The organism is Pseudomonas nitroreducens (assembly GCF_024170165.1).
GTDB classification, from domain to species: domain Bacteria; phylum Pseudomonadota; class Gammaproteobacteria; order Pseudomonadales; family Pseudomonadaceae; genus Pseudomonas; species Pseudomonas nitroreducens_C.
This window is the reverse complement of the sequence record NZ_JALJXP010000003.1, coordinates 356,402-381,686: the sequence shown is the minus strand read 5'-3', so window position 1 is coordinate 381,686 and position 25,285 is coordinate 356,402. Positions and strand designations below refer to the sequence as shown.

General features: G+C 63.9%; 27 protein-coding genes and 1 tRNA gene. 26 read left to right on the top strand and 2 right to left on the bottom strand.

Features of this window, described 5'->3' with window-relative positions; translation table 11 throughout:
- From pilV to J2T47_RS08880, 5 genes are read left to right on the top strand one after another with little or no spacing between them, the layout of a single operon-like run.
- A complete protein-coding gene (gene pilV / locus J2T47_RS08900) occupies nucleotides 1–552 on the top strand; it encodes a type IV pilus modification protein PilV (protein ID WP_253444851.1) in 552 nt (183 codons plus the stop codon).
- Entirely contained in the window at nucleotides 549–1,667 is a 1,119-nt protein-coding gene (locus J2T47_RS08895; RefSeq protein ID WP_253444848.1) for a PilW family protein, read from the top strand. The genes pilV and J2T47_RS08895 overlap by 4 nt, the downstream gene beginning before the upstream one ends.
- The gene (locus J2T47_RS08890; RefSeq protein ID WP_253444845.1) at nucleotides 1,664–2,152 is read left to right on the top strand and encodes a PilX N-terminal domain-containing pilus assembly protein; all 489 of its coding nucleotides are present in this window, start codon (nucleotides 1,664–1,666) and stop codon (nucleotides 2,150–2,152) included. The genes J2T47_RS08895 and J2T47_RS08890 overlap by 4 nt, the downstream gene beginning before the upstream one ends.
- 2 nt (nucleotides 2,153–2,154) lie before the next feature.
- Nucleotides 2,155–5,205 (top strand): pilus assembly protein, encoded by a 3,051-nt coding sequence (locus J2T47_RS08885; RefSeq protein ID WP_253444842.1) that lies wholly within the window; start codon nucleotides 2,155–2,157, stop codon nucleotides 5,203–5,205.
- Nucleotides 5,206–5,216: 11 nt separating this feature from the next.
- Nucleotides 5,217–5,717, top strand: a complete 501-nt coding sequence (locus J2T47_RS08880; RefSeq protein ID WP_253444839.1) for a GspH/FimT family pseudopilin — start codon at nucleotides 5,217–5,219, stop codon at nucleotides 5,715–5,717.
- Nucleotides 5,718–5,836: 119 nt separating this feature from the next.
- Here the strand turns inward: J2T47_RS08880 and J2T47_RS08875 are convergent.
- A tRNA-Leu gene (locus J2T47_RS08875) sits at nucleotides 5,837–5,922 on the bottom strand.
- A gap of 105 nt (nucleotides 5,923–6,027) precedes the next feature.
- Between J2T47_RS08875 and queA the strand changes: the two genes are divergently transcribed.
- The 6 genes from queA to J2T47_RS08845 all read left to right on the top strand — a co-directional run bounded on the left by queA (nucleotide 6,028) and on the right by J2T47_RS08845 (nucleotide 12,133).
- Nucleotides 6,028–7,071: a tRNA preQ1(34) S-adenosylmethionine ribosyltransferase-isomerase QueA gene (gene queA / locus J2T47_RS08870; protein ID WP_045210558.1), complete on the top strand. Its 1,044-nt coding sequence runs from the start codon at nucleotides 6,028–6,030 to the stop codon at nucleotides 7,069–7,071.
- Nucleotides 7,072–7,083: 12 nt separating this feature from the next.
- A complete protein-coding gene (tgt, locus tag J2T47_RS08865) occupies nucleotides 7,084–8,202 on the top strand; it encodes a tRNA guanosine(34) transglycosylase Tgt (protein WP_138525109.1) in 1,119 nt (372 codons plus the stop codon).
- 38 nt (nucleotides 8,203–8,240) lie between these two features.
- Nucleotides 8,241–8,582: a preprotein translocase subunit YajC gene (gene yajC / locus J2T47_RS08860; RefSeq protein ID WP_017522301.1), complete on the top strand. Its 342-nt coding sequence runs from the start codon at nucleotides 8,241–8,243 to the stop codon at nucleotides 8,580–8,582.
- A gap of 64 nt (nucleotides 8,583–8,646) precedes the next feature.
- Nucleotides 8,647–10,509 carry a protein translocase subunit SecD gene (secD, locus tag J2T47_RS08855; protein ID WP_253444836.1) on the top strand — a complete coding sequence of 621 codons (1,863 nt, stop codon included), beginning with the start codon at nucleotides 8,647–8,649 and terminating at the stop codon, nucleotides 10,507–10,509.
- 10 nt (nucleotides 10,510–10,519) lie between these two features.
- On the top strand, nucleotides 10,520–11,437 hold the full coding sequence (secF, locus tag J2T47_RS08850) for a protein translocase subunit SecF (protein ID WP_253444833.1): 918 nt from the start codon (nucleotides 10,520–10,522) through the stop codon (nucleotides 11,435–11,437).
- A 159-nt stretch (nucleotides 11,438–11,596) separates the two neighbouring features.
- Nucleotides 11,597–12,133: a glycine zipper 2TM domain-containing protein gene (locus J2T47_RS08845; protein ID WP_253444830.1), complete on the top strand. Its 537-nt coding sequence runs from the start codon at nucleotides 11,597–11,599 to the stop codon at nucleotides 12,131–12,133.
- 209 nt (nucleotides 12,134–12,342) lie between these two features.
- On the opposite strand, the gene suhB is transcribed toward J2T47_RS08845, so the two are convergent.
- On the bottom strand, nucleotides 12,343–13,158 hold the full coding sequence (gene suhB, locus J2T47_RS08840; protein WP_253444827.1) for a type III secretion system regulator SuhB: 816 nt from the start codon (nucleotides 13,156–13,158) through the stop codon (nucleotides 12,343–12,345).
- Nucleotides 13,159–13,304: 146 nt separating this feature from the next.
- Between suhB and trmJ the strand changes: the two genes are divergently transcribed.
- The 15 genes from trmJ (at nucleotide 13,305) to ispG (ending at nucleotide 25,272) form a co-directional block, all read left to right on the top strand.
- On the top strand, nucleotides 13,305–14,084 hold the full coding sequence (gene trmJ / locus J2T47_RS08835; RefSeq protein WP_236174186.1) for a tRNA (cytosine(32)/uridine(32)-2'-O)-methyltransferase TrmJ: 780 nt from the start codon (nucleotides 13,305–13,307) through the stop codon (nucleotides 14,082–14,084).
- On the top strand, nucleotides 14,077–14,856 hold the full coding sequence (cysE, locus tag J2T47_RS08830) for a serine O-acetyltransferase (RefSeq protein WP_081515983.1): 780 nt from the start codon (nucleotides 14,077–14,079) through the stop codon (nucleotides 14,854–14,856). Before trmJ ends, cysE begins: the two co-directional genes overlap by 8 nt.
- Nucleotides 14,857–14,996: 140 nt before the next feature.
- Nucleotides 14,997–15,491: a Fe-S cluster assembly transcriptional regulator IscR gene (iscR, locus tag J2T47_RS08825; RefSeq protein ID WP_017522294.1), complete on the top strand. Its 495-nt coding sequence runs from the start codon at nucleotides 14,997–14,999 to the stop codon at nucleotides 15,489–15,491.
- Between the two features lie 28 nt (nucleotides 15,492–15,519).
- Nucleotides 15,520–16,734 (top strand): IscS subfamily cysteine desulfurase, encoded by a 1,215-nt coding sequence (locus tag J2T47_RS08820; RefSeq protein ID WP_081515981.1) that lies wholly within the window; start codon nucleotides 15,520–15,522, stop codon nucleotides 16,732–16,734.
- Between the two features lie 27 nt (nucleotides 16,735–16,761).
- Entirely contained in the window at nucleotides 16,762–17,148 is a 387-nt protein-coding gene (gene iscU, locus J2T47_RS08815; protein ID WP_192435189.1) for a Fe-S cluster assembly scaffold IscU, read from the top strand.
- A gap of 26 nt (nucleotides 17,149–17,174) precedes the next feature.
- Nucleotides 17,175–17,498: an iron-sulfur cluster assembly protein IscA gene (gene iscA, locus J2T47_RS08810; protein ID WP_184591201.1), complete on the top strand. Its 324-nt coding sequence runs from the start codon at nucleotides 17,175–17,177 to the stop codon at nucleotides 17,496–17,498.
- An 8-nt stretch (nucleotides 17,499–17,506) separates the two neighbouring features.
- Entirely contained in the window at nucleotides 17,507–18,028 is a 522-nt protein-coding gene (gene hscB, locus J2T47_RS08805; protein WP_253444824.1) for a co-chaperone HscB, read from the top strand.
- A gap of 44 nt (nucleotides 18,029–18,072) precedes the next feature.
- The gene (hscA, locus tag J2T47_RS08800) at nucleotides 18,073–19,932 is read left to right on the top strand and encodes a Fe-S protein assembly chaperone HscA (protein ID WP_253444821.1); all 1,860 of its coding nucleotides are present in this window, start codon (nucleotides 18,073–18,075) and stop codon (nucleotides 19,930–19,932) included.
- A 6-nt stretch (nucleotides 19,933–19,938) separates the two neighbouring features.
- Nucleotides 19,939–20,277: an ISC system 2Fe-2S type ferredoxin gene (fdx, locus tag J2T47_RS08795; protein ID WP_253444818.1), complete on the top strand. Its 339-nt coding sequence runs from the start codon at nucleotides 19,939–19,941 to the stop codon at nucleotides 20,275–20,277.
- A 14-nt stretch (nucleotides 20,278–20,291) separates the two neighbouring features.
- Entirely contained in the window at nucleotides 20,292–20,492 is a 201-nt protein-coding gene (gene iscX, locus J2T47_RS08790) for a Fe-S cluster assembly protein IscX (protein ID WP_184591209.1), read from the top strand.
- A gap of 249 nt (nucleotides 20,493–20,741) precedes the next feature.
- On the top strand, nucleotides 20,742–21,173 hold the full coding sequence (ndk, locus tag J2T47_RS08785) for a nucleoside-diphosphate kinase (RefSeq protein ID WP_253444815.1): 432 nt from the start codon (nucleotides 20,742–20,744) through the stop codon (nucleotides 21,171–21,173).
- A 27-nt stretch (nucleotides 21,174–21,200) separates the two neighbouring features.
- Entirely contained in the window at nucleotides 21,201–22,349 is a 1,149-nt protein-coding gene (gene rlmN, locus J2T47_RS08780; protein ID WP_253444812.1) for a 23S rRNA (adenine(2503)-C(2))-methyltransferase RlmN, read from the top strand.
- A gap of 16 nt (nucleotides 22,350–22,365) precedes the next feature.
- Nucleotides 22,366–23,124, top strand: coding sequence for a type IV pilus biogenesis/stability protein PilW (gene pilW, locus J2T47_RS08775; protein ID WP_253444809.1), 759 nt, complete (start codon nucleotides 22,366–22,368; stop codon nucleotides 23,122–23,124).
- The gene (locus J2T47_RS08770; protein WP_253444805.1) at nucleotides 23,121–24,158 is read left to right on the top strand and encodes a RodZ domain-containing protein; all 1,038 of its coding nucleotides are present in this window, start codon (nucleotides 23,121–23,123) and stop codon (nucleotides 24,156–24,158) included. The genes pilW and J2T47_RS08770 overlap by 4 nt, the downstream gene beginning before the upstream one ends.
- Before the next feature lies 1 nt (nucleotide 24,159).
- A complete protein-coding gene (gene ispG / locus J2T47_RS08765; protein WP_017522283.1) occupies nucleotides 24,160–25,272 on the top strand; it encodes a flavodoxin-dependent (E)-4-hydroxy-3-methylbut-2-enyl-diphosphate synthase in 1,113 nt (370 codons plus the stop codon).
- The last annotated feature ends 13 nt before the right edge of the window (nucleotides 25,273–25,285 follow it).

Sequence of the window (25,285 nt, the reverse complement as noted above, 5' to 3'; positions counted from 1 at the left end):
ATGATGACCTCCCGGCAACGCGGCTTCACCCTGATCGAGCTGCTCGTCAGCATCCTCATCATCTCGCTGGGCCTGCTGGGCCTGGCCAAGCTGCAGATGCGCATGCAGCTGTCGGACATGGAGTCCTATCAGCGCGCCCAGGCGCTGCTGTTGCTCAATGACATTTCCGGCAGGATGAATGCCAACGCGAAGAATTCTTCCAGCTATGTCACCGGCAGCAGTTCGCCGGTGGGCGCGGGGATGTCCTGTCCGACCAGCAGCGGGACTCGCCAGCAGGCGGATCTCGCCGACTGGTGCAACAGCTTGCAGGGCGCGGCGGAAGTGGGCGGCGGCAGCGTGAAGGCCGGCGCCATGCTCGGCGGGCGCGGCTGCATCGAGTCGCTGGGCAGCAATCAGTACCTGATCACCGTGGCCTGGCAGGGCATGTCGCCGATCTCGGCACCACCTTCGAGCGTGGCGTGCGGCAGTGGCAGCTACAACGGCGGCTCCGGATGCACCAGCGATCTGTGCCGGCGCGTGGTCACCACGGTTGTACGGGTCGCCTCGCTATGAGCGGCGTCTCCCGCCTCCGGGGCTTCACCCTGGTTGAGATGATGGTCGCCATGACCATCAGCCTGCTGATCATGGTCGCGGTGCTGACGCTCTACCTGAACCTGCGCCGGACCGGCGACGACATGGCCCAGACCAACTCGCTGATCGAGAACGGCCGCTTCGCCGTCGGCCTGTTGCAGGAAGACCTCGCCCATGCGGGGTTCTGGAATGGCTACGTTCCGCAGTTCGATGACCTGACCGCGACCGATCCGCCCGCCGACTATCCGACGGCGTTGCCGCCGGTGTGTTCGGCCTTTTCGACCTGGACGCAGCAGGACAGGATCAATTCCATCGGCATCGTGGCGCAGACGTTCTCCGCGGTACCGCCGGGCTGTTCGGCAATAGTCACCAACCTGGCGAGCAACTCCGATGTGCTGGTGGTGCGGCATGCCGATACCTGCTCGCCGGGCGTTGGCAATTGCGATGCACTGGCGGCCGGCAAGGTGTATTTCCAGTCGTCCTTCTGCAAGAACGAGACCCTCGGGGCCTTTGTGCTGGATACCACCGGCTTCACCCTGACGAACCTCAATTGCCTGACCATCGCCGAGCGTCGCAGGTTCGTCATCGATCTGTATTACGTGCGTGATTACGCGGTGAGCGCGGGCGATGGCATCCCGACCCTGATGCGCTCCACCTTCGATCTTTCCGCTGGGGCTACGCCGGCCAACGCATTGCAGGCGGCTGTGCCTCTGATCGAGGGGATCGAGGCCTTCCGCGTCGAGCTCGGCCTCGACAGCCTCAGCAAGTCCAATGATCCGACCGATTACCTGTCGGCGCCGCATTGGGATGACCCCAACACCCGGGTCACCGTGACCAACCGGGGCGATGGCTCGCCCGATGGCGCCTTCGTCCATTGCGGGGCCGGTTCCTGCACGGTGGCCCAGCTGGCGAACGTGGTGGAAGCCCGGCTCTACATCCTGGCCCGTACCCGCACGCCGACGGCGGGCTACACCTCGGACAAGACCTACGCCCTGGGTGGCTCCACCCTGGGCCCGTTCACCGATGGCTACAAACGGCACCTGTTCACCTCCAGCGCCACGCTGGTGAACGTATCCCGTCGGAGGCAGACGCCATGACGACGCAGCGCAATTCGAAAGCCCAGGAGGGTGCGACCCTGGTGGTTGCCCTGGTGATGTTGCTGATGCTGATGCTGATGGTCGGCAGCGCCTACAACCTCAGCGGTACCAATCTGAAGGCAGTGGGCAACATGCAGTTCCGTAACGAGGCCATCGCGGCAGCCGATGTCGGTATTCAGCGGGTCATCGGTTCGGCCTTCGCCGCCGCGCCGACGGCCGAGCAGCTCAATGTCGACATCAATAACGACGGCACCACCGACTACCAGGTTTCCATGGCGTCGCCGGTATGCATGAGCGCCAGACCGAGCCCTTCCAATCTGGTCTGTGGGGGTGGCCAGGCAGCCATGTGCTCAACGGGGTGGGACACCGTCTGGGGGCTCAACGCCAACGTTACCGACGCCGTGACCGGCACTTCGGTAAGAGTGCGTTCCGGGGTGCGGGTGCGCCTGACCGATTCGCAGAAGATCGCTGCGTGCGGAGCATGAACATGAACAAGAGCTGCCAGGCCGGAACGCTCCGGCGGATACTCGCCCTCTGCTTCCTGTGCGTCGCCCAGTCGGCCGTCCGCGCCGAGGACATCGACCTGTTCGTCGGCACTCCCACAGGTGCCACGGACGCGCCCAACGTCCTGATCATTCTGGACAACACCGCGAACTGGAATACGCCGTTCAGCAACGAGATGACCGCGCTGGCCTCGGTGGTCAACGGGCTGCAGGTGAACAAGTTCCGCGTCGGCCTGATGCTGTTCAGCGAGACCGGTAGCGGCAACAAGGGGGACGACGGCGCCTACGTGCGTGCCGCCATGCGTCTGCTCGACAGTTCGACCAAACCCAAGTACCAGACGCTGGTCAGCAGCCTGGACGTGGGGAGCGACAAGTCCAACGGCGGCAAGGTCAGCAAGGCGATGGAGGAGGCCTGGTTGTATTACTCGGCGGGCACGCCCAACTCCGGTAATCAGAAGGCCAAGACCGACTTCACCGGCAACGTCGGCGGAACCACGGCATCCAACGCCATCTATGCCCTGAGTGGCAACGCCCTGGCGTCGAAGGACGCCACCACCTACAACAACCCGATCGTCGCCGGCTGCGCGAAGAACTTCATCATCTACATCAGCAATGGCGCGGCGCAGGACAACAGCAACGATATCAAGCAGGCCACCAGCGCCCTGGCCGCCGCCGGGGGCAACACCACGGCGATTCCCATTTCCCCCAGCGGCTCGCAGGACAACATGGCCGACGAGTGGGCGCGCTTCATGAAGAAGAGCACCCAGTCCATCACCACCTACACCGTGGATATCAACAAGGTCACCACCGGCCAGGGGCCGGGCTGGACCGCCCTGCTGAAAAGCATGGCCAACGTCAGCAGTGGCAAGTACTTCGATGTGACGGCCAGTGGCACGCAGATTTCCGATGCGCTGAATGCCATCTTCTCCGAGATCCAGGCCACCAACAGCGTGTTCGCCTCCGTCACCCTGCCGATCAGCGTCAGTTCGCAGAGCACCTACCTGAACCAGGTATTCGTCGGCATGTTCCGTCCGGATTCCGACTCCTTCCCGCGCTGGCCCGGCAACCTCAAGCAATACAAGGTAGGCGTGGTCAGCAGCCAGCTCACCACGGTGGATGCCGACGGCAACAGTGCAATCAACAGCGGTACCGGTTTCATCACCGAATGCGCCCGCAGCTTCTGGACGCCCACCGCACTGGATAACTACTGGGCGTTCAAGCCCCAGGGCAACTGCCTGACCGTGACCGGCTCCGACGTGTCCAACTATCCCGATGGCAACATCGTCGAGAAGGGCGCCCAGGCCTATGTATTGCGCCAGGCCAGCTCGCGGACCATGAAGACCTGCAACCCCACGACCTGCACGGTGCTCACCAATTTCAACACCGCCAACACGGCAGTCACCCAGGCCCTGCTGGGGGCGGCAGACGCCACCGAGCGGACCAACCTGATCGGCTGGGCCATCGGCGCCGACAATCAGGATGAGAACCTCAACGCCAACGTCACCGAGATGCGCTCGTCGGTGCATGGTGACGTCGTGCACTCGCGCCCCGCGGCAGTCAACTACGGCACCACGTCCTCACCCCTGGTGGTGGTCTACTACGGCGCCAACGACGGGCTGCTGCACGCCATCAATGGCAACCGCAGCGGCACCGTTGCGGGTGTTTCGGCCGGCAGCGAAATCTGGTCGTTCATGCCGCCGGAGTTCTACCCGCGGATCAAGCGTCTGCGTGACAACACCACCACCATCAGCTTCCCCGGCCATACCACGGGGACGCCGACGCCGCAGCCCAAGGACTACGGCATGGACGGCTCGGTTTCCGTGGTGCAGCAGGGCACCAGCACCTGGATCTATTCCGCCATGCGCCGCGGCGGTCGCTCGCTCTATGCCTTTGACGTCACCACCCCGGCCAGCCCGACCCTGAAGTGGAAGGTCGGTTGTCCCAACATGGCCAATGACACCGGCTGCGGCACCGGCCTGAGCGGCATGGGGCAAACCTGGGCGACGCCCGTTCCCGTCCTGGCGCAAGGCTACGGCAGCGGAGCCTCGACGATCCTGGCCATGGGCGGTGGCTACGACCCGTGCGAGGACGCCGATCCCAATACCTGCACGACGTCCTCCAAGGGCAATCACATCTATCTGCTGGATGCTGACACCGGTACCTTGCTGAAGACCTTCGACACTGATCGCGGAGTCGTCGGCAGCGTCGCCCTGGTCACCAACAGCAGCGGCCTGATCGCCTATGGCTATGCCTCCGACATGGGGGGCAACGTCTACCGGATTTCCGGCGTCGATGCCTTCAGCGCCATCGGCAGCACCCCGCCGGCCAACTGGACCTTGACCAAGATCGCCTCGCTGGGGTGCGCGACGGCAACCTCCTGTACGGCCAACCGCAAGTTCCTTTACGGCCCGGAGGTGGCCTCCGTCAACGGCGAGTATGTGATCCTGCTGGGCTCCGGCGACCGCGAGAAGCCGCTGCTCACCTATACCTCCGCCGCCAGCGTGGCGAACCGCTTCTATGCCCTGCGCGACAAGCCCAGCGACGTCAACTGGCTGACCCTGGAGAACGCCACCTGCGCTGCCAACCTGATCTGCAACAGCTCGCTGCTGCCCATTACCTCCACGGCCACGCCTACCAATACGCAGGTCGCGGCCTACCCCAAAGGTTGGTACCTGGGCCTGCAATCCACCGAGCAGGTGGTGACCTCGGCGCTGCTGCTCTACAACAACATCACCTTCAGCACCCACCAGCCTGCCGTGGCCAGCCCCACCAGCTGCTCCAGCCTGGGCACGGCGCGCGTCTACAACATCAGCTACCTGAACGCAGCAGGCACCGGCGACCAGCGCTTCGGCGTCATCTCCGGCGGCGGCCTGCCGCCGTCACCCGTGGCAGGGCGCGTACAACTCGACGACGGCAGCCTGAGGGACTTCATCATCGGCGGTTCTGCGGATTCGCCACTCAAGGTCTCCGAGCCGACCGCGCCGGGCACCAGTCCTCAGCCCAAGTCCTGGGTGTTCTGGGATATCGAGCGATAGGAGGGCCGGCCATGAACCTGAGCTTCCGGCGTGCTGCCAGCGGTTTTACCCTGCTGGAGCTGATGGTGACCCTTGCGGTCCTGGCAATCCTGGTCGGCATCGCCGTGCCTTCACTTGGCGATGCGACCCTCTCCGGCAAACTCGCCTCCAGTGCCAACGACCTGGTGGCGGGGGTTGCCATGGGGCGCAGCGAAGCGATCAAGCGCAACTCGGTGACCAGCCTGTGCGTATCCAGCAATGGCACCAGTTGCGGCTCGGGCGGCTGGGAACAGGGCTGGATAGTGATTGCCGGCTCCACCGTGATCCAGAAGCATCCCGCGGCACCGACGGGATTCAAGGTCACTTCAAGTGTCGCCAGGATCGACTTCCAGCCCAGCGGCGTGGGCAATACCCAGGCGAGCGTCACCGTCTGCCGCTCCGCGCCCACGGCCGGTGCCCAGGAACGGGTAGTGAATGTCAGTGCGACCGGGCGTGCCTACGTCAGCAAGACCGCGACAGGTTCCTGTTCCTGATGCGATCACAATGTCCCGGCGAAAAACCGGCCGGGCAAATCGCAGACAACAAAAAACCGGCCCTGAGGCCGGTTTCTTGTGGGCTCGGGCAGTTCAGCAGAACTGCCCGAACGATGTGGTGGTGCCCCGGGAGAGACTCGAACTCTCACTCTGTCGCCAGAAACGGATTTTGAATCCGCCGCGTCTACCATTCCGCCACCGAGGCAATGGCGCGGCAGTATAGGGAGGCGCTCTGCGCCGGTCAATCGGCTCGCATGGTCAGAAATCGGCATATCCAGTAAGATGTGCGCCCCTTCGAGAAAGCTCCCCCATGCGCGTCGCTGACTTTCATTTCGACCTGCCCGAGGCGCTGATCGCCCGCCATCCGCTCCCTGAACGCCGCTCCAGCCGTCTGCTGGTGCTGGATGGGCCGAGCGGCGAGCTCAGCCACCGGCAATTCGCTGACATCCTCGGCTTCCTCAAGCCGGGTGACCTGATGGTGTTCAACAACACCCGGGTAATCCCTGCCCGCCTGTTCGGCCAGAAGGCCTCCGGCGGCAAACTGGAAATCCTTGTGGAGCGCGTGCTGGACAGCCACCGCGTGCTGGCCCACGTGCGCTCCAGCAAATCCCCCAAGCCGGGTTCGAAGATCCTCATCGACGGCGGTGGCGAGGCCGAGATGCTGCAGCGCCACGATGCGCTGTTCGAGCTGGGCTTCAGCGAGGACGTGCTGCCGCTGCTGGAACGTGTCGGCCACATGCCGCTGCCGCCTTATATAGACCGTCCGGATGAAGACGCCGACCGCGAGCGTTACCAGACCGTCTATGCCGAGCGCGCCGGTGCCGTGGCTGCTCCGACTGCCGGCCTGCACTTCGACGAGGCCCTGCTGGAATCGATCCGCGCCAAGGGTGTGGACACCGCGTTCGTCACCCTGCACGTCGGTGCCGGCACCTTCCAGCCGGTGCGCGTGGAGCGTATCGAAGACCACCACATGCACAACGAATGGCTGGAAGTCAGCCAGGATGTGGTCGACGCCGTGGCCGCCTGCAAGGCGCGCGGCGGTCGCGTGGTCGCCGTCGGCACCACCAGCGTGCGTTCGCTGGAGAGCGCGGCCCGTGACGGCGTGCTCAAGCCGTTCAGCGGCGACACCGATATCTTCATCTTCCCCGGGCGGCCGTTCCACGTGGTCGACGCCCTGGTCACCAACTTCCACCTGCCGGAATCCACCCTGCTGATGCTGGTCTCCGCCTTCGCCGGCTATCCCGAGACCATGGCCGCCTACGCGGCGGCGGTGGAGCAGGGCTATCGCTTCTTCAGCTACGGCGATGCCATGTTCATCACCCGCAACCCGGCACCGCGCGGCCCCGAGGACTGATCCATGAGCTTCATGAAATTCGAACTGCTGGCCACCGAGGGCAAGGCCCGCCGCGGCCGCCTGACCTTCCCCCGCGGCGTGGTGGAAACCCCGGCGTTCATGCCGGTGGGCACCTACGGCACCGTGAAGGGCATGCTCCCGCACGACATCGAGGGCATCGGCGCGCAGATCATCCTCGGCAACACCTTCCATCTGTGGCTGCGTCCGGGCACCGAAGTGATCCAGAAGCACGGCGACCTGCATGACTTCATGCAGTGGAAGGGGCCGATCCTCACCGACTCGGGCGGTTTCCAGGTGTTCAGCCTGGGTGCGCTGCGCAAGATCAAGGAGGAGGGCGTGTACTTCGCCTCGCCGGTCGACGGCGCCAAGGTCTTCATGGGCCCGGAAGAGTCCATGGCCGTGCAGCGCGCGCTGGGTTCGGACATCGTGATGATCTTCGACGAATGCACCCCGTATCCGGCCGAGTTCGACGTGGCCAAGCGCTCCATGGAGCTGTCGCTGCGCTGGGCCAAGCGCTCGAAGACTGCCCACGGCGACAGCCCTTCGGCGCTGTTCGGTATTGTCCAGGGCGGCATGCACGAAGAGCTGCGCATGCGCTCGCTCGAGGGCCTGCAGGAAATCGGCTTCGATGGCCTGGCCATCGGCGGCCTGTCGGTGGGCGAGCCCAAGGAAGAGATGATCCGCGTGCTGGACTTCCTCCCGCAGCACATGCCGGCTGACAAACCTCGTTACCTGATGGGTGTGGGCAAACCCGAAGACCTCGTGGAAGGTGTGCGCCGGGGCGTCGACATGTTCGACTGCGTCATGCCCACCCGCAACGCGCGCAATGGCCACCTTTTCGTTGACACCGGGGTGATCAAGATCCGCAACGCGGTGCACAAGCACGATGAGTCTCCGCTGGACCCGACCTGCGATTGCTACACCTGCAAGCACTTCTCCCGCGCCTACCTCTACCACCTGGACAAGTGCGGCGAAATGCTCGGCAGCATGCTCAATACCATCCACAACTTGCGGCATTATCAGCGGCTTATGGCTGGTTTGCGCGAGGCAATCCAACAGGGTACATTGGCGAACTTTGTCGACGCCTTCTACGCCAAGCGCGGCCTTCCCGTGCCGCCGCTGGCGGACTGACCTTTCCTATCGAAAAAGCTTTGTGACAGGAGTTTCCAATGAGTTTTCTGATCCCCGCTGCCTACGCTGACGCCGCAGCCCCCGCCGCTGCTGCCGGCCCTGCTGGCACCGGTTTCGAGTGGATTTTCCTGGTCGGTTTCCTGGTCATCTTCTACCTGATGATCTGGCGTCCCCAGGCCAAGCGCTCGAAAGAGCACAAGAACCTGCTGTCCGGCCTGCAGAAGGGCGATGAAGTCGTCACTTCCGCCGGTATCGCCGGCAAGGTGACCAAGGTCGCCGAGGACTTCGTCGTCGTCGAGGTTTCCGACAACGTCGAGCTGAAGTTCCAGAAGGCTGCGATCGCCGCGACCCTGCCGAAAGGCACCCTGAAGGCGATCTGATCCTCCACCCAGAAACCCAACCGACGGGGCGCAAGATGCGCCCCGCGTCATAACGGGCGGTGTCATGCTCAACAAGTATCCCCTGTGGAAGTATCTGCTGATCCTGGCGGTCCTGGCCGTCGGTTTCATCTATTCCGCACCCAACCTCTATCCGGACGATCCGGCCGTCCAGATCAGTGGCGCGAGCACCGCGCTGCAGGTCACCCAGGCCGACGTGGACAAGGCCAGCAAGGCGCTCGCCGATGCCGGCATTGCCGTCAAGGCGGGCTCGCTGGGCAAGAACAGCGGCCTGATCCGACTCGTCAAGCAGGAAGACCAGCTGCCGGCCAAGGACATCGTCCGTCGCGCGCTGGGTGACGACTACGTAGTCGCCCTGAACCTGGCCCAGACCACCCCGAACTGGCTGCGTAATATCGCCGCCCACCCGATGAAGCTGGGTCTCGACCTGTCCGGTGGTGTGCACTTCCTGCTGGAAGTGGACATGGACAAGGCTGTCGACGCCCGCCTGAAGGTGTACGAGAACGAGGTCAAGAGCGCCCTGCGTAAGGAGCGCGTGCGCTACCGCAGCCTGCCTGTGCAGGACGGTGGCATCCAGCTGGGCTTCACCGAAGAAGCCGACCTGGACAAGGCCAAGTCGATCGTCGCCAAGGACTTCCGCGATTTCGAAGCCACCCAGAGCGAGCGCAATGGCATGCAGGTCCTGCGCCTGGCCATGACCGCCACCAAGCTGGCTGAAATCCGCGAATACTCGATCAAGCAGAACCTCACCACCGTCCGCAACCGCGTGAACGAGCTGGGCGTTTCCGAGCCGCTGGTACAGCGTCAGGGCGCCAACCGCATCGTCGTCGAGCTGCCGGGCGTGCAGGACACCGCCGAAGCCAAGCGTATCCTCGGCAAGACCGCCAACCTGGAGTTCCGCCTGGCCGCCGAGCCGGATGCGATCAAGTCCTCCACCGAGACCTTCGATTTCCGCGAGCCGCGTCGTCCGCCGGCGACCCTGGAGCGTGGCGTGATCATCACTGGTGACCAGGTCACCGACGCCAGCGCCAGCTTCGACGAGAACGGCCGTCCGCAGGTGAACATCCGTCTGGATGGTCACGGCGGCGAGCTGATGAACCGTGCGACCCGCAACAACGTCGGCCGCAGCATGGCCGTGGTGTTCATCGAGCAGAAGCCGATCACCCGCTACACCAAGCAGGTCGTCGACGGCGTCGAGCAGGAAGTCGCTGTTCCGGCGTTCAAGGAAGAGAAGCAGATCATCAGCCTGGCGACCATCCAGTCGCCGCTGGGCAACCAGTTCCGCATTACCGGTCTGGACGCTCCGGGCGAGTCCTCGGAACTGGCGCTGCTGCTGCGCGCCGGTGGCCTGGCTGCACCGATGTACTTCGCTGAAGAACGCACCATCGGCCCGAGCCTGGGTGCGGACAACATCGCCAAGGGTATCGACGCATCCCTCTACGGCATGCTGTTCGTTTCCCTGTTCATCATCCTCATCTACCGCTTCTTCGGCGTGATCGCCACCGTTGCCCTGGCCTTCAACATGGTCATGCTGGTGGCGCTGATGTCGATCCTCGGTGCGACCCTGACCCTGCCGGGTATTGCGGGTATCGTACTGACGATGGGTATGGCGGTGGACGCCAACGTGCTGATCTTCTCGCGGATACGCGAGGAACTGGCGGCGGGCATGTCGACGCAGCGGGCGATCCACGAGGGCTTCAACCGGGCCTTCACCGCGATCATCGACGCCAACCTGACCTCGCTGCTGGTCGGCGGCATCCTCTACGCCATGGGCACCGGCCCGGTGAAGGGCTTCGCCGTGACCATGTCCCTGGGTATTCTCACCTCGATGTTCACTGCCATCATGGTCACCCGCGCAATGGTGAATCTGATCTACGGCGGCCGCGACGTTAAGAAGCTGTGGATCTAAGGGGCCAGAGATGAATATCAAGATCGGTACTATCAACTTCATGGGCGTGCGCAACATTGCGTTCGCCGCGACCCTGCTCCTGACCCTGATCGCCCTTGGCAGCTGGGTCTTCAAAGGCATCAACTTCGGCCTGGACTTCACTGGCGGTACGTCGATCAAGCTGAGCTACGAGCAGCCTGCCGACCTCTCCAAGGTGCGCGAGCAGCTGGTCGCCGCCGGTTACAGCGAAGCCGTGGTGCAGAGCTTCGGTGATACCAAGGACGTGCTGGTGCGCATGCCCAGCGAAGACCCGGAACTGGGCAAGAAGGTCACCACTGCACTGCAGAAGGCCGATGCTTCCAACCCGGCCAAGGTGAACGGCGTCGAATACGTGGGCCCGCAGGTGGGTGAAGAGCTGCGCGACCAGGGTGGCCTCGGCATGCTCCTGGCGCTGGGCGGCATCCTGCTGTACGTGGGCTTCCGCTTCCAGTGGAAGTTCGCCCTGGGTGCGATCCTCTCGCTGATCCACGACGCCATCATCGTGATGGGCGTGCTGTCGTTCTTCCAGATTACCTTCGACCTGACCGTGCTCGCCGCGGTGCTGGCGGTGGTGGGGTACTCGCTGAACGACACTATCGTGATCTTCGACCGGGTGCGGGAGAACTTCCGCGTACTGCGCAAGGCCAGCCTGATCGACAACATCAACATCTCGACCAGCCAGACCCTGCTGCGGACCATCGCCACCTCGGTGTCGACCCTGCTGGCGATTGCCGCCCTGCTGTTCTTCGGCGGCGACAACCTGTTCGGCTTCTCCATTGCCCTGTTCGTCGGTGTGATGGCGGGTACCTACTCGTCGATCTACATCGCCAACGTGGTGCTGATCTGGCTGAATCTGTCCACCGAGGACCTGATTCCGCCGCCGAGCAAGGAAGTCGACGAGCGCCCGTAATAGAGCGTTTCCGGCCTTCCAGAGAAAACTCCCGCTTCGGCGGGAGTTTTCATTTGTAGGTGCTGTGTCACGAAACGGCCGGAACTTTCTTACAAATCGATTGCTCCAAGGCAAGGTATAGGGCAATGCCCGAATGAGAAGAAAGTCCAGGAGAACCCTATGAACAAGTCGTTGCTAATCGGTACCGTGCTGGGCGCTGTAGGCGTGACTGCCGGTGGCGCCGTGGCTACCTACAGTCTGGTGGACCGTGCGCCGCAATACGCCGAGGTGCTCGCCGTTCAACCGGTCAAGGAAACCATCAAGAATCCGCGCCAGGTCTGCAAGGACGTGGCAGTGACCCACCAGCGTCCGGTCAAGGACACCCACCAGATCGCCGGTACGGCGATTGGCGCCATCGCTGGCGGCCTGCTGGGTAACCAGATTGGCGGCGGTAACGGCAAGAAGATCGCCACCGTGGCCGGTGCCATTGGCGGCGGCTACGCGGGCAACAAGGTGCAGGAAGGCATGCAGGAGCGTGATACCTACACCACCAACGAAACCCGCTGCAGTACTGTCAACGACACCAGCGAGAAGGTCGTCGGTTACGACGTGAAGTACCTGATCGACGGCAAGGCCGGCCAGGTCCGCATGGACCGCGATCCGGGCTCGCAGATCCCGCTCGACAAGAGCGGCCGACTGATCCTGGGTCAGCAATAAGCAGTCGCCAGGTGTGCAACGAAGAAGGCGCCCGATGGGCGCCTTTTTCTTTGTCTGGCTTCTCGTAGGAGCGAGCTTGCTCGCGAAGCTCTTCATCCTGAAGCCACGCGCCCAGGCGGTTCGCGAGCAAGCTCGCTCCTACAAGGAATGTGTTCTTGCAGGCACAAAAAAGCCCGGCATTGCCGGGCTTTTGGTGTCGTGCTCAGGCTTCAGCGCTTGAGCGACGTCGGCAGGTGCGGCTGGATGCTGGTCAGCAGCGCCTTGAAGCACTTGGTGTTGCCGGCAACGATCTGGCCTTTCTCGAGGAATTCGTGACCACCGGTGAAGTCGCTCACCAGGCCGCCTGCTTCCTGGATCAGCAGGGCGCCGGCTGCCATGTCCCACTCGGACAGGCCGAACTCCCAGAAGGCGTCGTAACGGCCGGCGGCGACGTAGGCCAGGTCCAGGCTGGCGGCGCCGGCGCGGCGGATGCCGGCGGTCTGGCCGACCAGGCTGCGGAACATGCCCAGGTAGGCGTCCAGGTTGTCCATCTGGCTGTCGCGGAACGGGAAGCCGGTGCCGAGCAGGGCGCCTTCCAGGCTCTTGCGGTTGCTGACGCGCAGGCGGCGACCGTTCAGTGCGGCGCCACGGCCACGGCTGGCGGTGAATTCTTCCTGGCGGACTGGGTCGAGGACCACGGCGTGCTCGAGGCGACCGCGGTATTTGCAGGCGATGCTGACGGCGTAGTGCGGAACGCCGTGGATGAAGTTGGTGGTGCCATCCAGCGGGTCGATGATCCACAGGTAGTCGGCGCCTTCGCCGCTGCCTTCGAGCACGCCGCCTTCTTCGCCCATGATCCCGTGGTTCGGGTAGGCCTTGCGCAGGGCGGTGACGATGGACAGTTCAGCCGCGCGATCGACTTCGGTGACGTAGTCGTTGGCTTCTTTCTCGTTGACCGACAGGGTATCCAGGCGTTCGATGGAGCGGAAGATCAGTTCACCGGCGCTGCGAGCGGCGCGCAGGGCGATATTCAGCATAGGCTGCATGGAGAGGTCACCTGGGTCGTTAAAGAAAGCCGGACATTCTAGCAGAAAGCCATGGAGTTCATAGAGCGACCTGTCGCCTGCGTGGCGCAAGCCCCACTGCTGCGGTAGGATTCCCTCCCTTTTTCGCTTTTGTGTGGAGTCGCGCGTTGCTCGACAAAATTCGCGTGGTGCTGGTCAACACCAGCCATCCCGGCAATATCGGCGGTACGGCCCGTGCGATGAAGAACATGGGCCTGTCGCGCCTGGTGCTGGTCGATCCGATGGATTTTCCCAGTGGCGAGGCTCGTGCCCGCGCTTCCGGCGCCGATGACATCCTCGACGCGGCGGTAGTCGTTCCTACCCTCGAAGATGCGCTGGCAGGCTGCAGCCTGGTGCTCGGCACCAGTGCGCGGGATCGCCGCATCCCCTGGCCGCTGCTCGATCCCCGCGAGTGCGCCACCACCAGTCTGGAGCACGTCCAGCAGGGTGGTGAGGTGGCGCTGGTGTTTGGTCGCGAGTACGCCGGCCTGACCAACGAGGAGCTGCAGCGATGTCAGTTCCACGTGCACATCCCGGCCAATCCCGAGTTCAGCTCGCTGAACCTGGCGACGGCGGTGCAGGTGCTGGTCTACGAGGTGCGCATGGCCTGGCTGGCCGTTCAGGGGCAGCCGACCAAGCAGGAGAAGGTCGAATCCACCGCGATGCTCAACAGCGTTCCGGTGACTTCGGATGAGCTGGAGCGCTTCTACGCGCATCTGGAGTCGACCCTGGTGGATATCCAGTTCCTCGATCCGCAGAAGCCGCGCCACCTGATGTCGCGCCTGCGCCGCCTGTATGGCCGCAGCGGTGTCAGCAAGCTGGAGATGAATATCCTGCGGGGTATTCTCACCGAGACACAGAAAGCTGCCCGCGGGGAGCTTTCCAAGCGGAGTGATGAAGATGTTTGAGCGTGTACGCGAAGATATCCAGAGCGTATTCCATCGTGACCCGGCGGCGCGCAACGCCTTCGAGGTGCTCACCTGCTACCCGGGCCTGCACGCCGTCTGGCTGCATCGCCTGGCTCACGGTCTGTGGACGTCCGGCTGGAAGTGGCTGGCGCGCATGGTGTCGAATTTCGGTCGCTGGATGACCGGCATCGAGATCCATCCCGGCGCGAAGATCGGTCGGCGTTTCTTCATCGATCATGGCCTGGGTATCGTCATTGGCGAGACCGCCGAGATCGGCGACGACGTGACCATCTACCAGGGCGTGACCCTGGGTGGCACCAGCTGGAACAAGGGCAAGCGTCACCCGACGCTGGCCGATGGCGTGGTGGTGGGGGCGGGCGCCAAGGTGCTCGGGCCGTTCACCGTCGGTGCCGGCGCCAAGGTCGGCTCGAATGCCGTGGTCACCAAAGAGGTGCCGCCGGGCGCCACTGTCGTGGGGATTCCGGGTCGCATCATCGTCAAGGATGATGCGGATCAGGCCGCCAAGCGGCAGGCCATGGCAGAAAAGCTCGGGTTCGATGCCTACGGCGTCAGCCAGGACATGCCCGACCCGGTGGCTCGCGCCATCGGCCAGTTGCTCGACCATCTGCAGGCGGTCGATGGTCGGCTGGAAGGCATGTGCAAGGCTCTGACAGCTCTGGGTAGCGACTACTGTGCGAAAGATCTTCCGGTTCTGCGGGAAGAGGACTTCGCCGGAGTCAAGGACGAGGAGAGCAGCAAGTCGGCGCAGTGATGCGCCGGCCCTTGCATTGCTGCTACAATATGCCGCCGTTCGCTGGCTAATTCCGACTAAAGTAATAGGTCTTATAGTTGACTTAAATAGTCGGAAAAGAGCATACTCCCGCCATACCAGCGATTCTTCCGGATTTCCCCATGCGATTGACCACCAAAGGCCGCTATGCCGTCACCGCCATGCTCGATCTGGCGTTGCACGCCCAGCGTGGCCCGGTTTCTCTCGCCGATATCTCCGAGCGCCAGGGTATCTCCCTGTCCTACCTGGAACAGCTGTTCGCCAAGTTGCGCCGTGGCAACCTGGTGGTCAGCGTGCGTGGTCCGGGCGGCGGCTACCAGCTGTCCCGCGACATGACCGGCATCCACGTCGCCCAGGTGATCGATGCGGTCAACGAGTCGGTCGACGCCACCCGCTGCCAGGGGCAGGGCGATTGCCACTCCGGCGACACCTGCCTGACCCACCACCTGTGGTGCGACCTCAGTCAGCAGATTCACGAGTTCCTCAGCGGCATCAGCCTGGCTGACCTGGTCGAGCGCCGCGAAGTTCAAGAGGTCGCCCAGCGCCAGGACGAGCGTCGCTGCTCGGGCACCAAGCCGCTGCGCCTCGACAAGATTGAAGCGTCCGCCATCGATTGAGCGAACGCCCGCCTGTAGGAGTTACCTGATGAGATTGCCGATTTACCTCGACTACTCCGCCACCACCCCGGTGGATCCGCGTGTCGCTCAGAAAATGGCCGACTGCCTGCTGGTTGACGGCAACTTCGGCAACCCGGCTTCGCGCTCCCACCTCTTCGGCTGGAAAGCCGAGGAAGCGGCTGAGAACGCCCGTCGCCAGGTCGCCGAGCTGGTCAATGCCGACCCCCGCGAGATCGTCTGGACGTCCGGTGCCACCGAGTCCGACAACCTTGCCGTGAAGGGCGTCGCGCACTTCTACGCGACCAAGGGCAAGCACATCATCACTTCGAAGATCGAGCACAAGGCGGTCCTGGATACCTGCCGCCAGCTGGAGCGCGAAGGGTTTGAGGTGACTTACCTGGAGCCGACCCCCGAGGGCATCATCACCCCGGCGATGGTCGAGGCTGCCCTGCGTGACGACACCATCCTGGTCTCGGTCATGCACGTGAACAACGAAGTCGGCAGCATCAACGACATCGCCGCCATCGGCGAGCTGACCCGCTCGCGCGGCATCCTGCTGCACGTCGACGCCGCTCAGTCGGCTGGCAAGGTGGACATCGACCTGGAGAAACTCAAGGTCGACCTGATGTCCTTCTCCGCCCACAAGGTCTACGGCCCCAAAGGCATGGGCGCGCTGTACGTGCGTCGCAAGCCGCGTGTGCGCCTGGAGGCACAGATGCACGGTGGCGGCCACGAGCGCGGCATGCGTTCGGGCACCCTGGCGACTCACCAGATCGTCGGCATGGGCGAAGCCTTCCGCATCGCCAAGGAAGAAATGCACCAGGAAATGGCCCGCATCGAAGGCCTGCGCAAGCGTTTCTTCGATCAGGTGCAGGACCTGGAAGAGCTGTACCTCAATGGCAGCCCGACTTCCTACGCGCCGAACATCCTCAACGTCAGCTTCAACTACGTCGAAGGCGAGTCGCTGATGATGTCGCTCAAGGACCTGGCCGTTTCGTCCGGTTCCGCCTGCACCTCGGCCTCGCTGGAGCCGTCCTACGTGCTCCGCGCCCTGGGTCGCAACGACGAACTGGCGCACAGCTCCATCCGTTTCAGCTTCGGTCGCTTCACCACCGAAGAAGAGGTCGATTACGCCGCCAAGAAGGTGGTGGAAGCCGTTTCCAAGCTGCGTGAACTCTCGCCGCTGTGGGATATGTTCAAAGAGGGTGTCGACCTGTCCAAGGTCGAATGGCAGGCCCACTGACCCGCCCCGTAGAAGTGAGGATTAGCCATGGCTTACAGTGAAAAGGTCATCGACCACTACGAAAACCCGCGCAACGTCGGCAAGCTCAACGCCGAAGATCCGGACGTCGGCACCGGCATGGTCGGTGCGCCGGCCTGCGGCGACGTAATGCGCCTGCAGATCAAGGTCAACGAGCAGGGCGTCATCGAAGACGCCAAGTTCAAGACCTACGGTTGCGGTTCGGCCATCGCCTCCAGCTCCCTCGCCACCGAGTGGATGAAGGGCAAGACCCTGGACGAAGCCGAATCCATCAAGAACACCACCATCGCTGAAGAACTGGCCCTGCCGCCGGTGAAGATCCACTGCTCGGTACTCGCCGAGGACGCCATCAAGGCGGCCGTGCGCGACTACAAGCAGAAGAAAGGTCTGCTCTGAAGCGATTCGTTGAGTAAGGAGTTCCCATGGCCATCAGCATGACCGAAGCCGCCGCCAACCACGTTCGCCGCTCCCTCGACGGGCGCGGCAAGGGCGAGGGCATTCGTCTTGGCGTGCGCACCACCGGGTGTTCCGGGCTGGCCTACGTGCTGGAGTTCGTCGACGAGCTGGCAGCCGAGGATCAGGTCTTCGAGAGCCACGGCGTGAAGGTCATCATTGACCCGAAAAGCCTGGTCTACCTCGACGGCACCGAGTTGGACTTCACCAAGGAAGGCCTCAACGAGGGCTTCAAGTTCAACAACCCGAACGTGCGCGGTGAGTGTGGCTGCGGCGAAAGCTTCAACGTCTGAGGCTGGGTGTGGGTAGTCCCTGTCACTTCGCGCTGTTCGACCTGCAGCCGGGCTTCCGGATCGATCTGGAAGCCCTCGGCAATCGCTACCGTGAGCTGGTGCGCACCGTCCACCCGGACCGTTTCGCCGACGCTTCCGAGCGCGAGCAGCGATTGGCGCAGGCCAAGGCCGCTGAGCTCAACGATGCCTACCAGACGCTGAAGAGCGTTCCGCGTCGTGCCCTGTACCTGCTGGCCCTGCGCGGCGATGCGCTGCCGCTGGAAGCCACGGTGCAGGACCCGGAGTTTCTCCTGCAGCAGATGCAACTGCGCGAGGATCTGGAAGACCTGCAGGACAGCGCCGATCTCGACGGCGTGGCGCAGTTCAAGCGTCAGCTGAAGTCCGCCCAGCAACGGCTGGAAGAGGATTTCGCCGACTGCTGGGATGACGCCGCCCGCCGCGACCTGGCCGAACGCCTGGTGCGTCGCATGCAGTTCCTCGACAAGCTGGCGCAGGAAGTGCGCCAGCTGGAAGAGCGACTCGACGATTAATCCGCGCGGCCCGCGCCGCGCCCGATAGCCTGATTAGAAACCGCATGGCCCTACTGCAGATCGCCGAGCCCGGACAGACCCCTCAGCCACACCAGCGTCGCCTGGCCGTGGGGATCGACCTGGGCACTACGAATTCCCTGGTCGCTGCCGTGCGCAGCGGCGTCGCGGCCCCGTTGCCGGACGACCTTGGCGAAGTGATCCTGCCTTCGGCGGTGCGTTACCTCGCCGATCGCATCGAGGTGGGTGAGAGCGTTCGCGCCAACGCCTCGCAAGACCCGCTGAACTCCATCATCTCGGTCAAGCGCTTCATGGGCCGTGGCCTGGAAGACGTGAAGCAGCTGGGCGGCCAGTTGCCGTACCGCTTCACCCAGGGTGAATCGCACATGCCCTTCATCGAGACCGTCCAGGGCGCCAAGAGCCCGGTGGAAGTCTCGGCCGAAATCCTCCGTGTCCTGCGTCAGCGCGCCGAATCCACCCTGGGTGGCGAGCTGGTGGGTGCGGTGATCACCGTTCCCGCCTACTTCGATGACGCCCAGCGTCAGGCCACCAAGGACGCCGCGCGTCTGGCCGGCCTGCACGTGCTGCGCCTGCTCAACGAGCCGACCGCGGCTGCCGTTGCCTACGGCCTGGACAAGAATGCCGAGGGCCTGGTCGCCATCTACGACCTGGGCGGCGGTACTTTCGATATCTCGATCCTGCGCCTGACCCGCGGCGTCTTCGAGGTCCTGGCCACCGGCGGCGACACCGCGCTGGGTGGCGATGACTTCGACCATGCCATCGCTGGCTGGATCATCGAGCAGGCCGGTATCTCGGCCGATCTCGATCCGGGCGCCCAGCGCCGTCTGCTGCAGACTGCCTGCGCCGCCAAGGAAGCCCTGACCGATAGCGCCAGCGTTGCCGTTGCCTACGATGACTGGAGCGGTGAGCTGACCCGTGCCCGGATGGACTCCCTGATCGACCCGATGATCCAGCGCAGCCTCAAGTCCTGCCGCCGTGCAGTGCGTGACTCCGGCATCGAGCTGGAAGAAGTCAGCGCCGTGGTCATGGTCGGTGGTTCCACCCGCGTGCCGCGTGTTCGCGAGCTGGTGGGTGAGTTGTTTGGCCGTGAGCCGCTGACCGATATCGATCCGGACCAGGTAGTCGCCATTGGCGCCGCCATCCAGGCTGATGCCCTGGCCGGCAACAAGCGCGGCGAAGAGCTGCTGCTGCTGGACGTGATTCCTCTGTCGCTCGGCCTGGAAACCATGGGTGGGCTGATGGAGAAGGTGATTCCGCGCAACACCACCATCCCGGTGGCGCGTGCCCAGGAATTCACCACCTACAAGGATGGCCAGACGGCCATGATGATTCATGTGCTGCAAGGCGAGCGTGAGCTGGTCAAGGACTGCCGGTCCCTGGCGCGCTTCGAGCTGCGTGGCATTCCGCCGATGGTGGCGGGCGCGGCGAAGATCCGCGTCAGCTTCCAGGTCGATGCCGATGGCCTGCTGGGTGTTTCCGCCCGCGAGCTGTCCTCCGGCGTCGAGGCGAGCATCCAGGTCAAGCCGTCCTACGGCCTGACCGACGGCGAGATCGCCCGCATGCTGCAGGATTCCTTCCAGTATGCCGGCGACGACATGGCTGCCCGTACGCTGCGTGAGCAGCAGGTCGAGGCCCAGCGCCTGCTGGAAGCCGTTCAGTCTGCACTGGACGCCGATGGCGAGCGCCTGCTCGACGAAGATGAGCGCCTGGTCATCGATGCCGGCATGGACTCGCTGCGCGAGCTGGCCACCGGCAGCGATGCCACGGCCATCGAACTACAGATCAAGCGTCTGTCCCAGCTGACCGACGCCTTTGCCGCGCGCCGTATGGACGCCACCGTCAAAGCCGCACTGGCCGGTCGCCGGCTCAATGAAATCGAGGAATAAGCGAAGATGCCGCAGATTGTCTTTCTGCCCCACGCCGAACACTGCCCCGAAGGCGCGGTGATCGAAGCCCAGCCGGGCGAAACCATCATGAAGGCGGCGCTGCGCAACGGCATCGAGATCGAGCACGCCTGCGAGATGTCCTGCGCCTGCACCACCTGCCACGTGGTCGTGCGCGAAGGCTTCAACTCCATGGAAGCCTCCGACGAGCTGGAAGACGACATGCTGGACAAGGCCTGGGGCCTTGAGCCGGATTCGCGCCTGTCCTGTCAGGCCGTGGTCGGCGACACCGATCTGGTGGTGGAAATCCCGAAATACACCATCAACCAGGTGTCCGAAGGTCACTGAGGCGGAGCGCTGACATGAGTCTGAAATGGGTTGATGTGCTCGAAATCGCCATCCAGCTGACCGAAACCAAGCCGGACGTCGATCCGCGCTACGTGAACTTCGTCGACCTGCACCGTTGGGTGCTGGCGTTGCCGGAGTTCAGCGACGATCCTTCCCGCGGCGGGGAAAAGGTTCTGGAAGCCATCCAGGCCGCCTGGATCGAAGAAGCCGAGTGAGGGCGCGCTCACTAGAGCCGCGTACCCATTTGTCATGAACCCGCGTATAATTCGCGGGTTTTATCTTTAGGTGAGCTGTCGAAAATTTCCCCGGGGGAATTTTCCAGTCGCCGGCCCTGTCGCAGTCGGGCCGGTTTCGCGGCTTCCGCCTCACGGGCGCAGCGCGCGGCAAACCCTAGAATCGCAGGAGCTCCTGGCCACGCCAGGGGCTTCTTGGCATTACCAACCTTGCTTTTCGGAGTTATTTCCATGGCCCTGCAACGTACCTTCTCCATCATCAAGCCCGACGCCGTTTCCAAGAACGTCATCGGCGAAATCCTGACCCGCTTCGAGAAAGCCGGCCTGCGCGTCGTCGCTTCCAAGATGGTTCAGCTGTCCGAGCGCGAAGCTGGCGGTTTCTACGCCGAGCACAAAGAGCGTCCCTTCTTCAAGGACCTGGTTTCCTTCATGACCTCCGGTCCGGTTGTCGTTCAGGTTCTGGAAGGCGAAGACGCCATCCTGCGCAACCGTGAACTGATGGGCGCTACCGATCCGAAGAAAGCCGACGCTGGCACCATCCGCGCCGACTTCGCCGTTTCCATCGACGAGAACGCCGTACACGGTTCCGACTCGGAAACTTCGGCTGCCCGCGAAATCGCTTACTTCTTCTCCAGCACCGAGGTGTGCGAGCGCATTCGCTGATTTCAGCGAATGAGCGAGGGTGAATCCATGACTGATACCGCTGTAAAGGCCAACCTGCTGGGCATGACCAAGCCCCAGCTCGAGGAATTCTTCGAGTCCATCGGTGAAAAGCGCTTCCGCGCCGGCCAGGTGATGCAATGGATTCACCACTTTGGCGCCCTGGAATTCGGCGCCATGACGAACGTCGGCAAGGCCTTGCGCGAAAAGCTCGAGGCCGTTGCCGAAATTCGTCCCCCGGAGATCGTCAGTCAGGACATCTCGGCTGACGGTACCCGCAAGTGGGTGGTGCGCGTGGCCTCGGGCAGTTGCGTCGAGACCGTGTACATCCCGCAAGGCGGCCGCGGCACCCTGTGCGTGTCGTCCCAGGCCGGTTGCGCGCTGGACTGCAGCTTCTGCTCCACCGGCAAGCAAGGCTTCAACAGCGACCTGACCTCCGCCGAGATCATCGGCCAGGTGTGGATCGCCAATCAGTCGTTCGGGACCATCCCGGGCAAGATCGACCGTGCCATCACCAACGTGGTGATGATGGGCATGGGCGAGCCGCTGCTGAACTTCGACAACGTCGTGAGCGCCATGAGCATCATGATGGAAGACCTCGGCTACGGTATTTCCAAGCGCAAGGTGACCCTGTCCACCTCCGGCGTGGTGCCGATGATCGACAAGCTCGCCGAAGTGACCGACGTGTCCCTGGCCCTGTCGCTGCACGCCCCCAACGACGAACTGCGCAACAAGCTGGTACCGATCAACAAGAAGTACCCGCTCGAGATGCTGCTCGATTCCTGCTACCGCTACATCACGCGCCTGGGCAAGGAGCGCGTGCTGACGATCGAGTACACCCTGCTGGCCGGCGTCAACGACCAGCCCGAGCATGCTGAGCAGCTGATCGCACTGCTCAAGGATTTCCCTTGCAAGATCAACCTGATTCCGTTTAATCCGTTCCCGCATTCCGGTTACGAGCGTCCGAGCAACAATGCCATTCGCCGTTTCCAGGACATGCTGCACAAGAGTGGCTTCAACGTGACCGTTCGTACTACCCGTGGCGACGATATCGATGCCGCCTGTGGTCAGCTGGTAGGCCAGGTGATGGACCGCACCCGCCGCAGCGAACGCTATATTGCCGTACGTCAGCTGGCCGCCGATGCCGACCAGGCCGCGCCAGCGACCAACCGAAACTGAACTAGGGAGGAGTCCGATGACCCTGCGCGCCGCGCTGTGCTTACTGTTGGCAACCGTGCTGACGGGTTGCGTGACGACTGGTAAACAGGATCCTCTGAAAACCGAGAAGGGCCGGGACGAGGCGCGTGACGCCTATATCCAGCTCGGTATCGGTTACCTGCAGATGGGCAACACCGAGCAGGCCAAGGTGCCGCTGCGCCAGGCCCTGGATCTCGATTCCTCCAGCGCCGACGCCCATGCGGCCCTGGCCGTGGTCTATCAGGTGGAGAAAGAGCCCAAGCTCGCCGAAAGCGAGTTCCGCAAGGCGCTGTCCGCGCGCTCGGGTGATGCGCGCATCCTGAACAACTATGCGGGCTTCCTGTTCGAGCAGAAGCGTTATCAGGAAGCCTACGACACCTACATGAAGGCCACCGAAGACGGACTCTATTCCGAGCGTTCGCGCATCTTCGAGAACCTCGGTCTGGTGAGCATGAAGCTCAACAACCGCGCTCAGGCCAAGGAATACTTCGAGAAGGCCATTCGCCTGAACCGCAATTCGACGGGGGCGCTGCTCGAACTGGCTGACCTGACCTACCAGGACCGTGAGTACGTGCCGGCTCGCGGCTACTACGAGGAATACCTCAAGCGGGGCCCGCAGACCGCGCGCAGCCTGCTGCTGGGGATTCGACTGGCCAAGATCTACGACGACCGGGATACCGCTGCCAGCTACGGGCTGCAACTCAAGCGCCTGTATCCCGCTTCTCCTGAATACCAGGCATACCAGGCGGATAAATGATGAATACGTCGCAGTCCGATGTCATCGGCACGACCCGCGCCAACCCTGGCGAAACCCTGCGCCAGGCGCGCGAGAACAAGGGCTGGAGCACCGCTCAGGTCGCCGGCCAGCTGAACCTGACCGAGAACGCCCTGCGTTCGCTGGAGCAGGGGTCGTTCGAGCAGTTGCCGGGTCACACCTTTGCCCGTGGCTACATCCGTGCCTACGCCAAGCTGCTGGGCATGGATCAGGCCCAGATGGTCACTGCCTTCGACCAGTACACCGGCACCGACGCCACCGGCAGCAACGTCCAGGCGCTCGGTCGCGTGGTCGAACCGGTACGCCTGTCGCGCAACCTGCTGCGCCTGTTCAGCCTGGTGCTGCTGGCCGTGCTGATCGGCTTCGGCTACTTCTGGTGGCAGGAACGCTCTGCGCGCCCGGCCGAGACCGGTAGCCTGAACATGGAGCACGTCGAGGTCGAGAGCGCCGACGGCACCACCGAAATTCACACCCTCGACGAGCCGGAAGACCAGGCTGTCGCCGAGGACCAGGCCAATACCCCGGCGGTTCCGAGCGAGCCGGCCGGCGACAGCGGCAGCGCCGAGGCTCCGGCCGAAGGCACCCCGCCGGCCGCTGCCAACCTGGCAGTACCGGGCGCCCCGGCCGCTGCCGAAACCGCTCCGGCCCAGGCCCCGGTCGTTCCCGCCCAGCAACCGGCTGCCCAGCAGCCTGTCGCTCCGGCCAGCCCGGTCACTCCGGTCGCCCCTGTGGCTGCGACCGAGGCGCCTGCCGTTCCGGTGGTCGCTTCCGCCGGCCAGGGCGTGGTCAAGGTTCAATTCATCGCCGATTGCTGGACCCAGGTGACCGATGCCGATGGCAAGGTCGTTGTCGAGGGCCTCAAGCGCAAGGGTGATTCGCTGGAAGTCGCCGCCAAGGCGCCGGTCCAGCTGCGCCTGGGCTTCGCCCAGGGCGCCCAGGTCAGCTACAACGGCCAGCCGGTCGAAGTCACGCCGGCGCGCGGTGGCACCGCTCGCCTGAAGTTGGGTGGACAGTAAGATGCATTGCGAGTCTCCGATCAAACGTCGCCTGTCCCGCAAGATCTGGGTAGGTAACGTGCCGGTGGGTGGGGATGCCCCCATCGCCGTGCAGAGCATGACCAACACCGATACCCTCGATGTGGCCGCCACCGTGGCCCAGATCCGTCGTCTGGAAGACGCCGGCGCCGACATCGTCCGCGTCTCCGTGCCGGACATGGACGCCGCCGAGGCGTTCGGCAAGATCAAGCAGCAGGTCAAGGTGCCGCTGGTTGCCGACATTCACTTCGACTACAAGATCGCCCTGCGCGTGGCCGAACTGGGCGTCGATTGCCTGCGCATCAACCCGGGCAACATCGGTCGCGAAGACCGGGTGAAGGCCGTGGTGGATGCCGCCCGCGAGCGCAATATCCCGATCCGCATCGGCGTCAACGCCGGTTCCCTGGAGAAGGACCTGCAGAAGAAGTACGGCGAGCCTACTCCCGAGGCCCTGCTGGAATCGGCCATGCGCCACGTCGATCACCTCGACCGCCTGGACTTCCAGAACTTCAAGGTCAGCGTGAAGGCCTCCGACGTGTTCATGGCCGTCGCCGCCTACCGTCTGCTGGCCAAGCAGATCGAACAACCCCTGCACCTGGGCATCACCGAAGCCGGTGGCCTGCGTTCGGGCACCGTGAAATCCGCCGTGGGCCTGGGCATGCTGCTCGCCGAGGGGATTGGCGACACCATCCGCATTTCGCTCGCCGCCGACCCGGTGGAAGAGATCAAGGTCGGCTTCGACATCCTCAAGTCGCTGCGCCTGCGCTCCCGTGGCATCAACTTCATCGCCTGCCCGAGCTGCTCGCGGCAGAACTTCGATGTGGTCAAGACCATGAACGAGCTGGAAGGCCGCCTGGAGGACCTGCTGGTGCCGCTGGACGTCGCCGTGATCGGCTGCGTGGTCAACGGTCCGGGCGAAGCCAAGGAGGCTCATATCGGCCTCACCGGCGGCACGCCCAGCAACCTGATCTACATCGACGGCAAGCCGGCGCAGAAGCTGCAGAACGATAACCTGGTGGATGAGCTGGAACGGCTGATCCGCGAAAAAGCGGCCGAGAAGGCCGAGGCCGACGCCGCACTGATCGTGCGCGGCTGACCGCAACAAGGAT

Coding starts and splice junctions, on each gene's coding strand:
- pilV (WP_253444851.1), top strand. CDS start 1: ATGATGACCTCCCGGCAACGCGGCTTCACCCTGATCGAGCTGCTCGTC.
- J2T47_RS08895 (WP_253444848.1), top strand. CDS start 549: ATGAGCGGCGTCTCCCGCCTCCGGGGCTTCACCCTGGTTGAGATGATG.
- J2T47_RS08890 (WP_253444845.1), top strand. CDS start 1,664: ATGACGACGCAGCGCAATTCGAAAGCCCAGGAGGGTGCGACCCTGGTG.
- J2T47_RS08885 (WP_253444842.1), top strand. CDS start 2,155: ATGAACAAGAGCTGCCAGGCCGGAACGCTCCGGCGGATACTCGCCCTC.
- J2T47_RS08880 (WP_253444839.1), top strand. CDS start 5,217: ATGAACCTGAGCTTCCGGCGTGCTGCCAGCGGTTTTACCCTGCTGGAG.
- queA (WP_045210558.1), top strand. CDS start 6,028: ATGCGCGTCGCTGACTTTCATTTCGACCTGCCCGAGGCGCTGATCGCC.
- tgt (WP_138525109.1), top strand. CDS start 7,084: ATGAAATTCGAACTGCTGGCCACCGAGGGCAAGGCCCGCCGCGGCCGC.
- yajC (WP_017522301.1), top strand. CDS start 8,241: ATGAGTTTTCTGATCCCCGCTGCCTACGCTGACGCCGCAGCCCCCGCC.
- secD (WP_253444836.1), top strand. CDS start 8,647: ATGCTCAACAAGTATCCCCTGTGGAAGTATCTGCTGATCCTGGCGGTC.
- secF (WP_253444833.1), top strand. CDS start 10,520: ATGAATATCAAGATCGGTACTATCAACTTCATGGGCGTGCGCAACATT.
- J2T47_RS08845 (WP_253444830.1), top strand. CDS start 11,597: ATGAACAAGTCGTTGCTAATCGGTACCGTGCTGGGCGCTGTAGGCGTG.
- suhB (WP_253444827.1), bottom strand. CDS start 13,158: ATGCAGCCTATGCTGAATATCGCCCTGCGCGCCGCTCGCAGCGCCGGT.
- cysE (WP_081515983.1), top strand. CDS start 14,077: ATGTTTGAGCGTGTACGCGAAGATATCCAGAGCGTATTCCATCGTGAC.
- iscR (WP_017522294.1), top strand. CDS start 14,997: ATGCGATTGACCACCAAAGGCCGCTATGCCGTCACCGCCATGCTCGAT.
- J2T47_RS08820 (WP_081515981.1), top strand. CDS start 15,520: ATGAGATTGCCGATTTACCTCGACTACTCCGCCACCACCCCGGTGGAT.
- iscU (WP_192435189.1), top strand. CDS start 16,762: ATGGCTTACAGTGAAAAGGTCATCGACCACTACGAAAACCCGCGCAAC.
- iscA (WP_184591201.1), top strand. CDS start 17,175: ATGGCCATCAGCATGACCGAAGCCGCCGCCAACCACGTTCGCCGCTCC.
- hscA (WP_253444821.1), top strand. CDS start 18,073: ATGGCCCTACTGCAGATCGCCGAGCCCGGACAGACCCCTCAGCCACAC.
- fdx (WP_253444818.1), top strand. CDS start 19,939: ATGCCGCAGATTGTCTTTCTGCCCCACGCCGAACACTGCCCCGAAGGC.
- iscX (WP_184591209.1), top strand. CDS start 20,292: ATGAGTCTGAAATGGGTTGATGTGCTCGAAATCGCCATCCAGCTGACC.
- ndk (WP_253444815.1), top strand. CDS start 20,742: ATGGCCCTGCAACGTACCTTCTCCATCATCAAGCCCGACGCCGTTTCC.
- rlmN (WP_253444812.1), top strand. CDS start 21,201: ATGACTGATACCGCTGTAAAGGCCAACCTGCTGGGCATGACCAAGCCC.
- pilW (WP_253444809.1), top strand. CDS start 22,366: ATGACCCTGCGCGCCGCGCTGTGCTTACTGTTGGCAACCGTGCTGACG.
- J2T47_RS08770 (WP_253444805.1), top strand. CDS start 23,121: ATGATGAATACGTCGCAGTCCGATGTCATCGGCACGACCCGCGCCAAC.
- ispG (WP_017522283.1), top strand. CDS start 24,160: ATGCATTGCGAGTCTCCGATCAAACGTCGCCTGTCCCGCAAGATCTGG.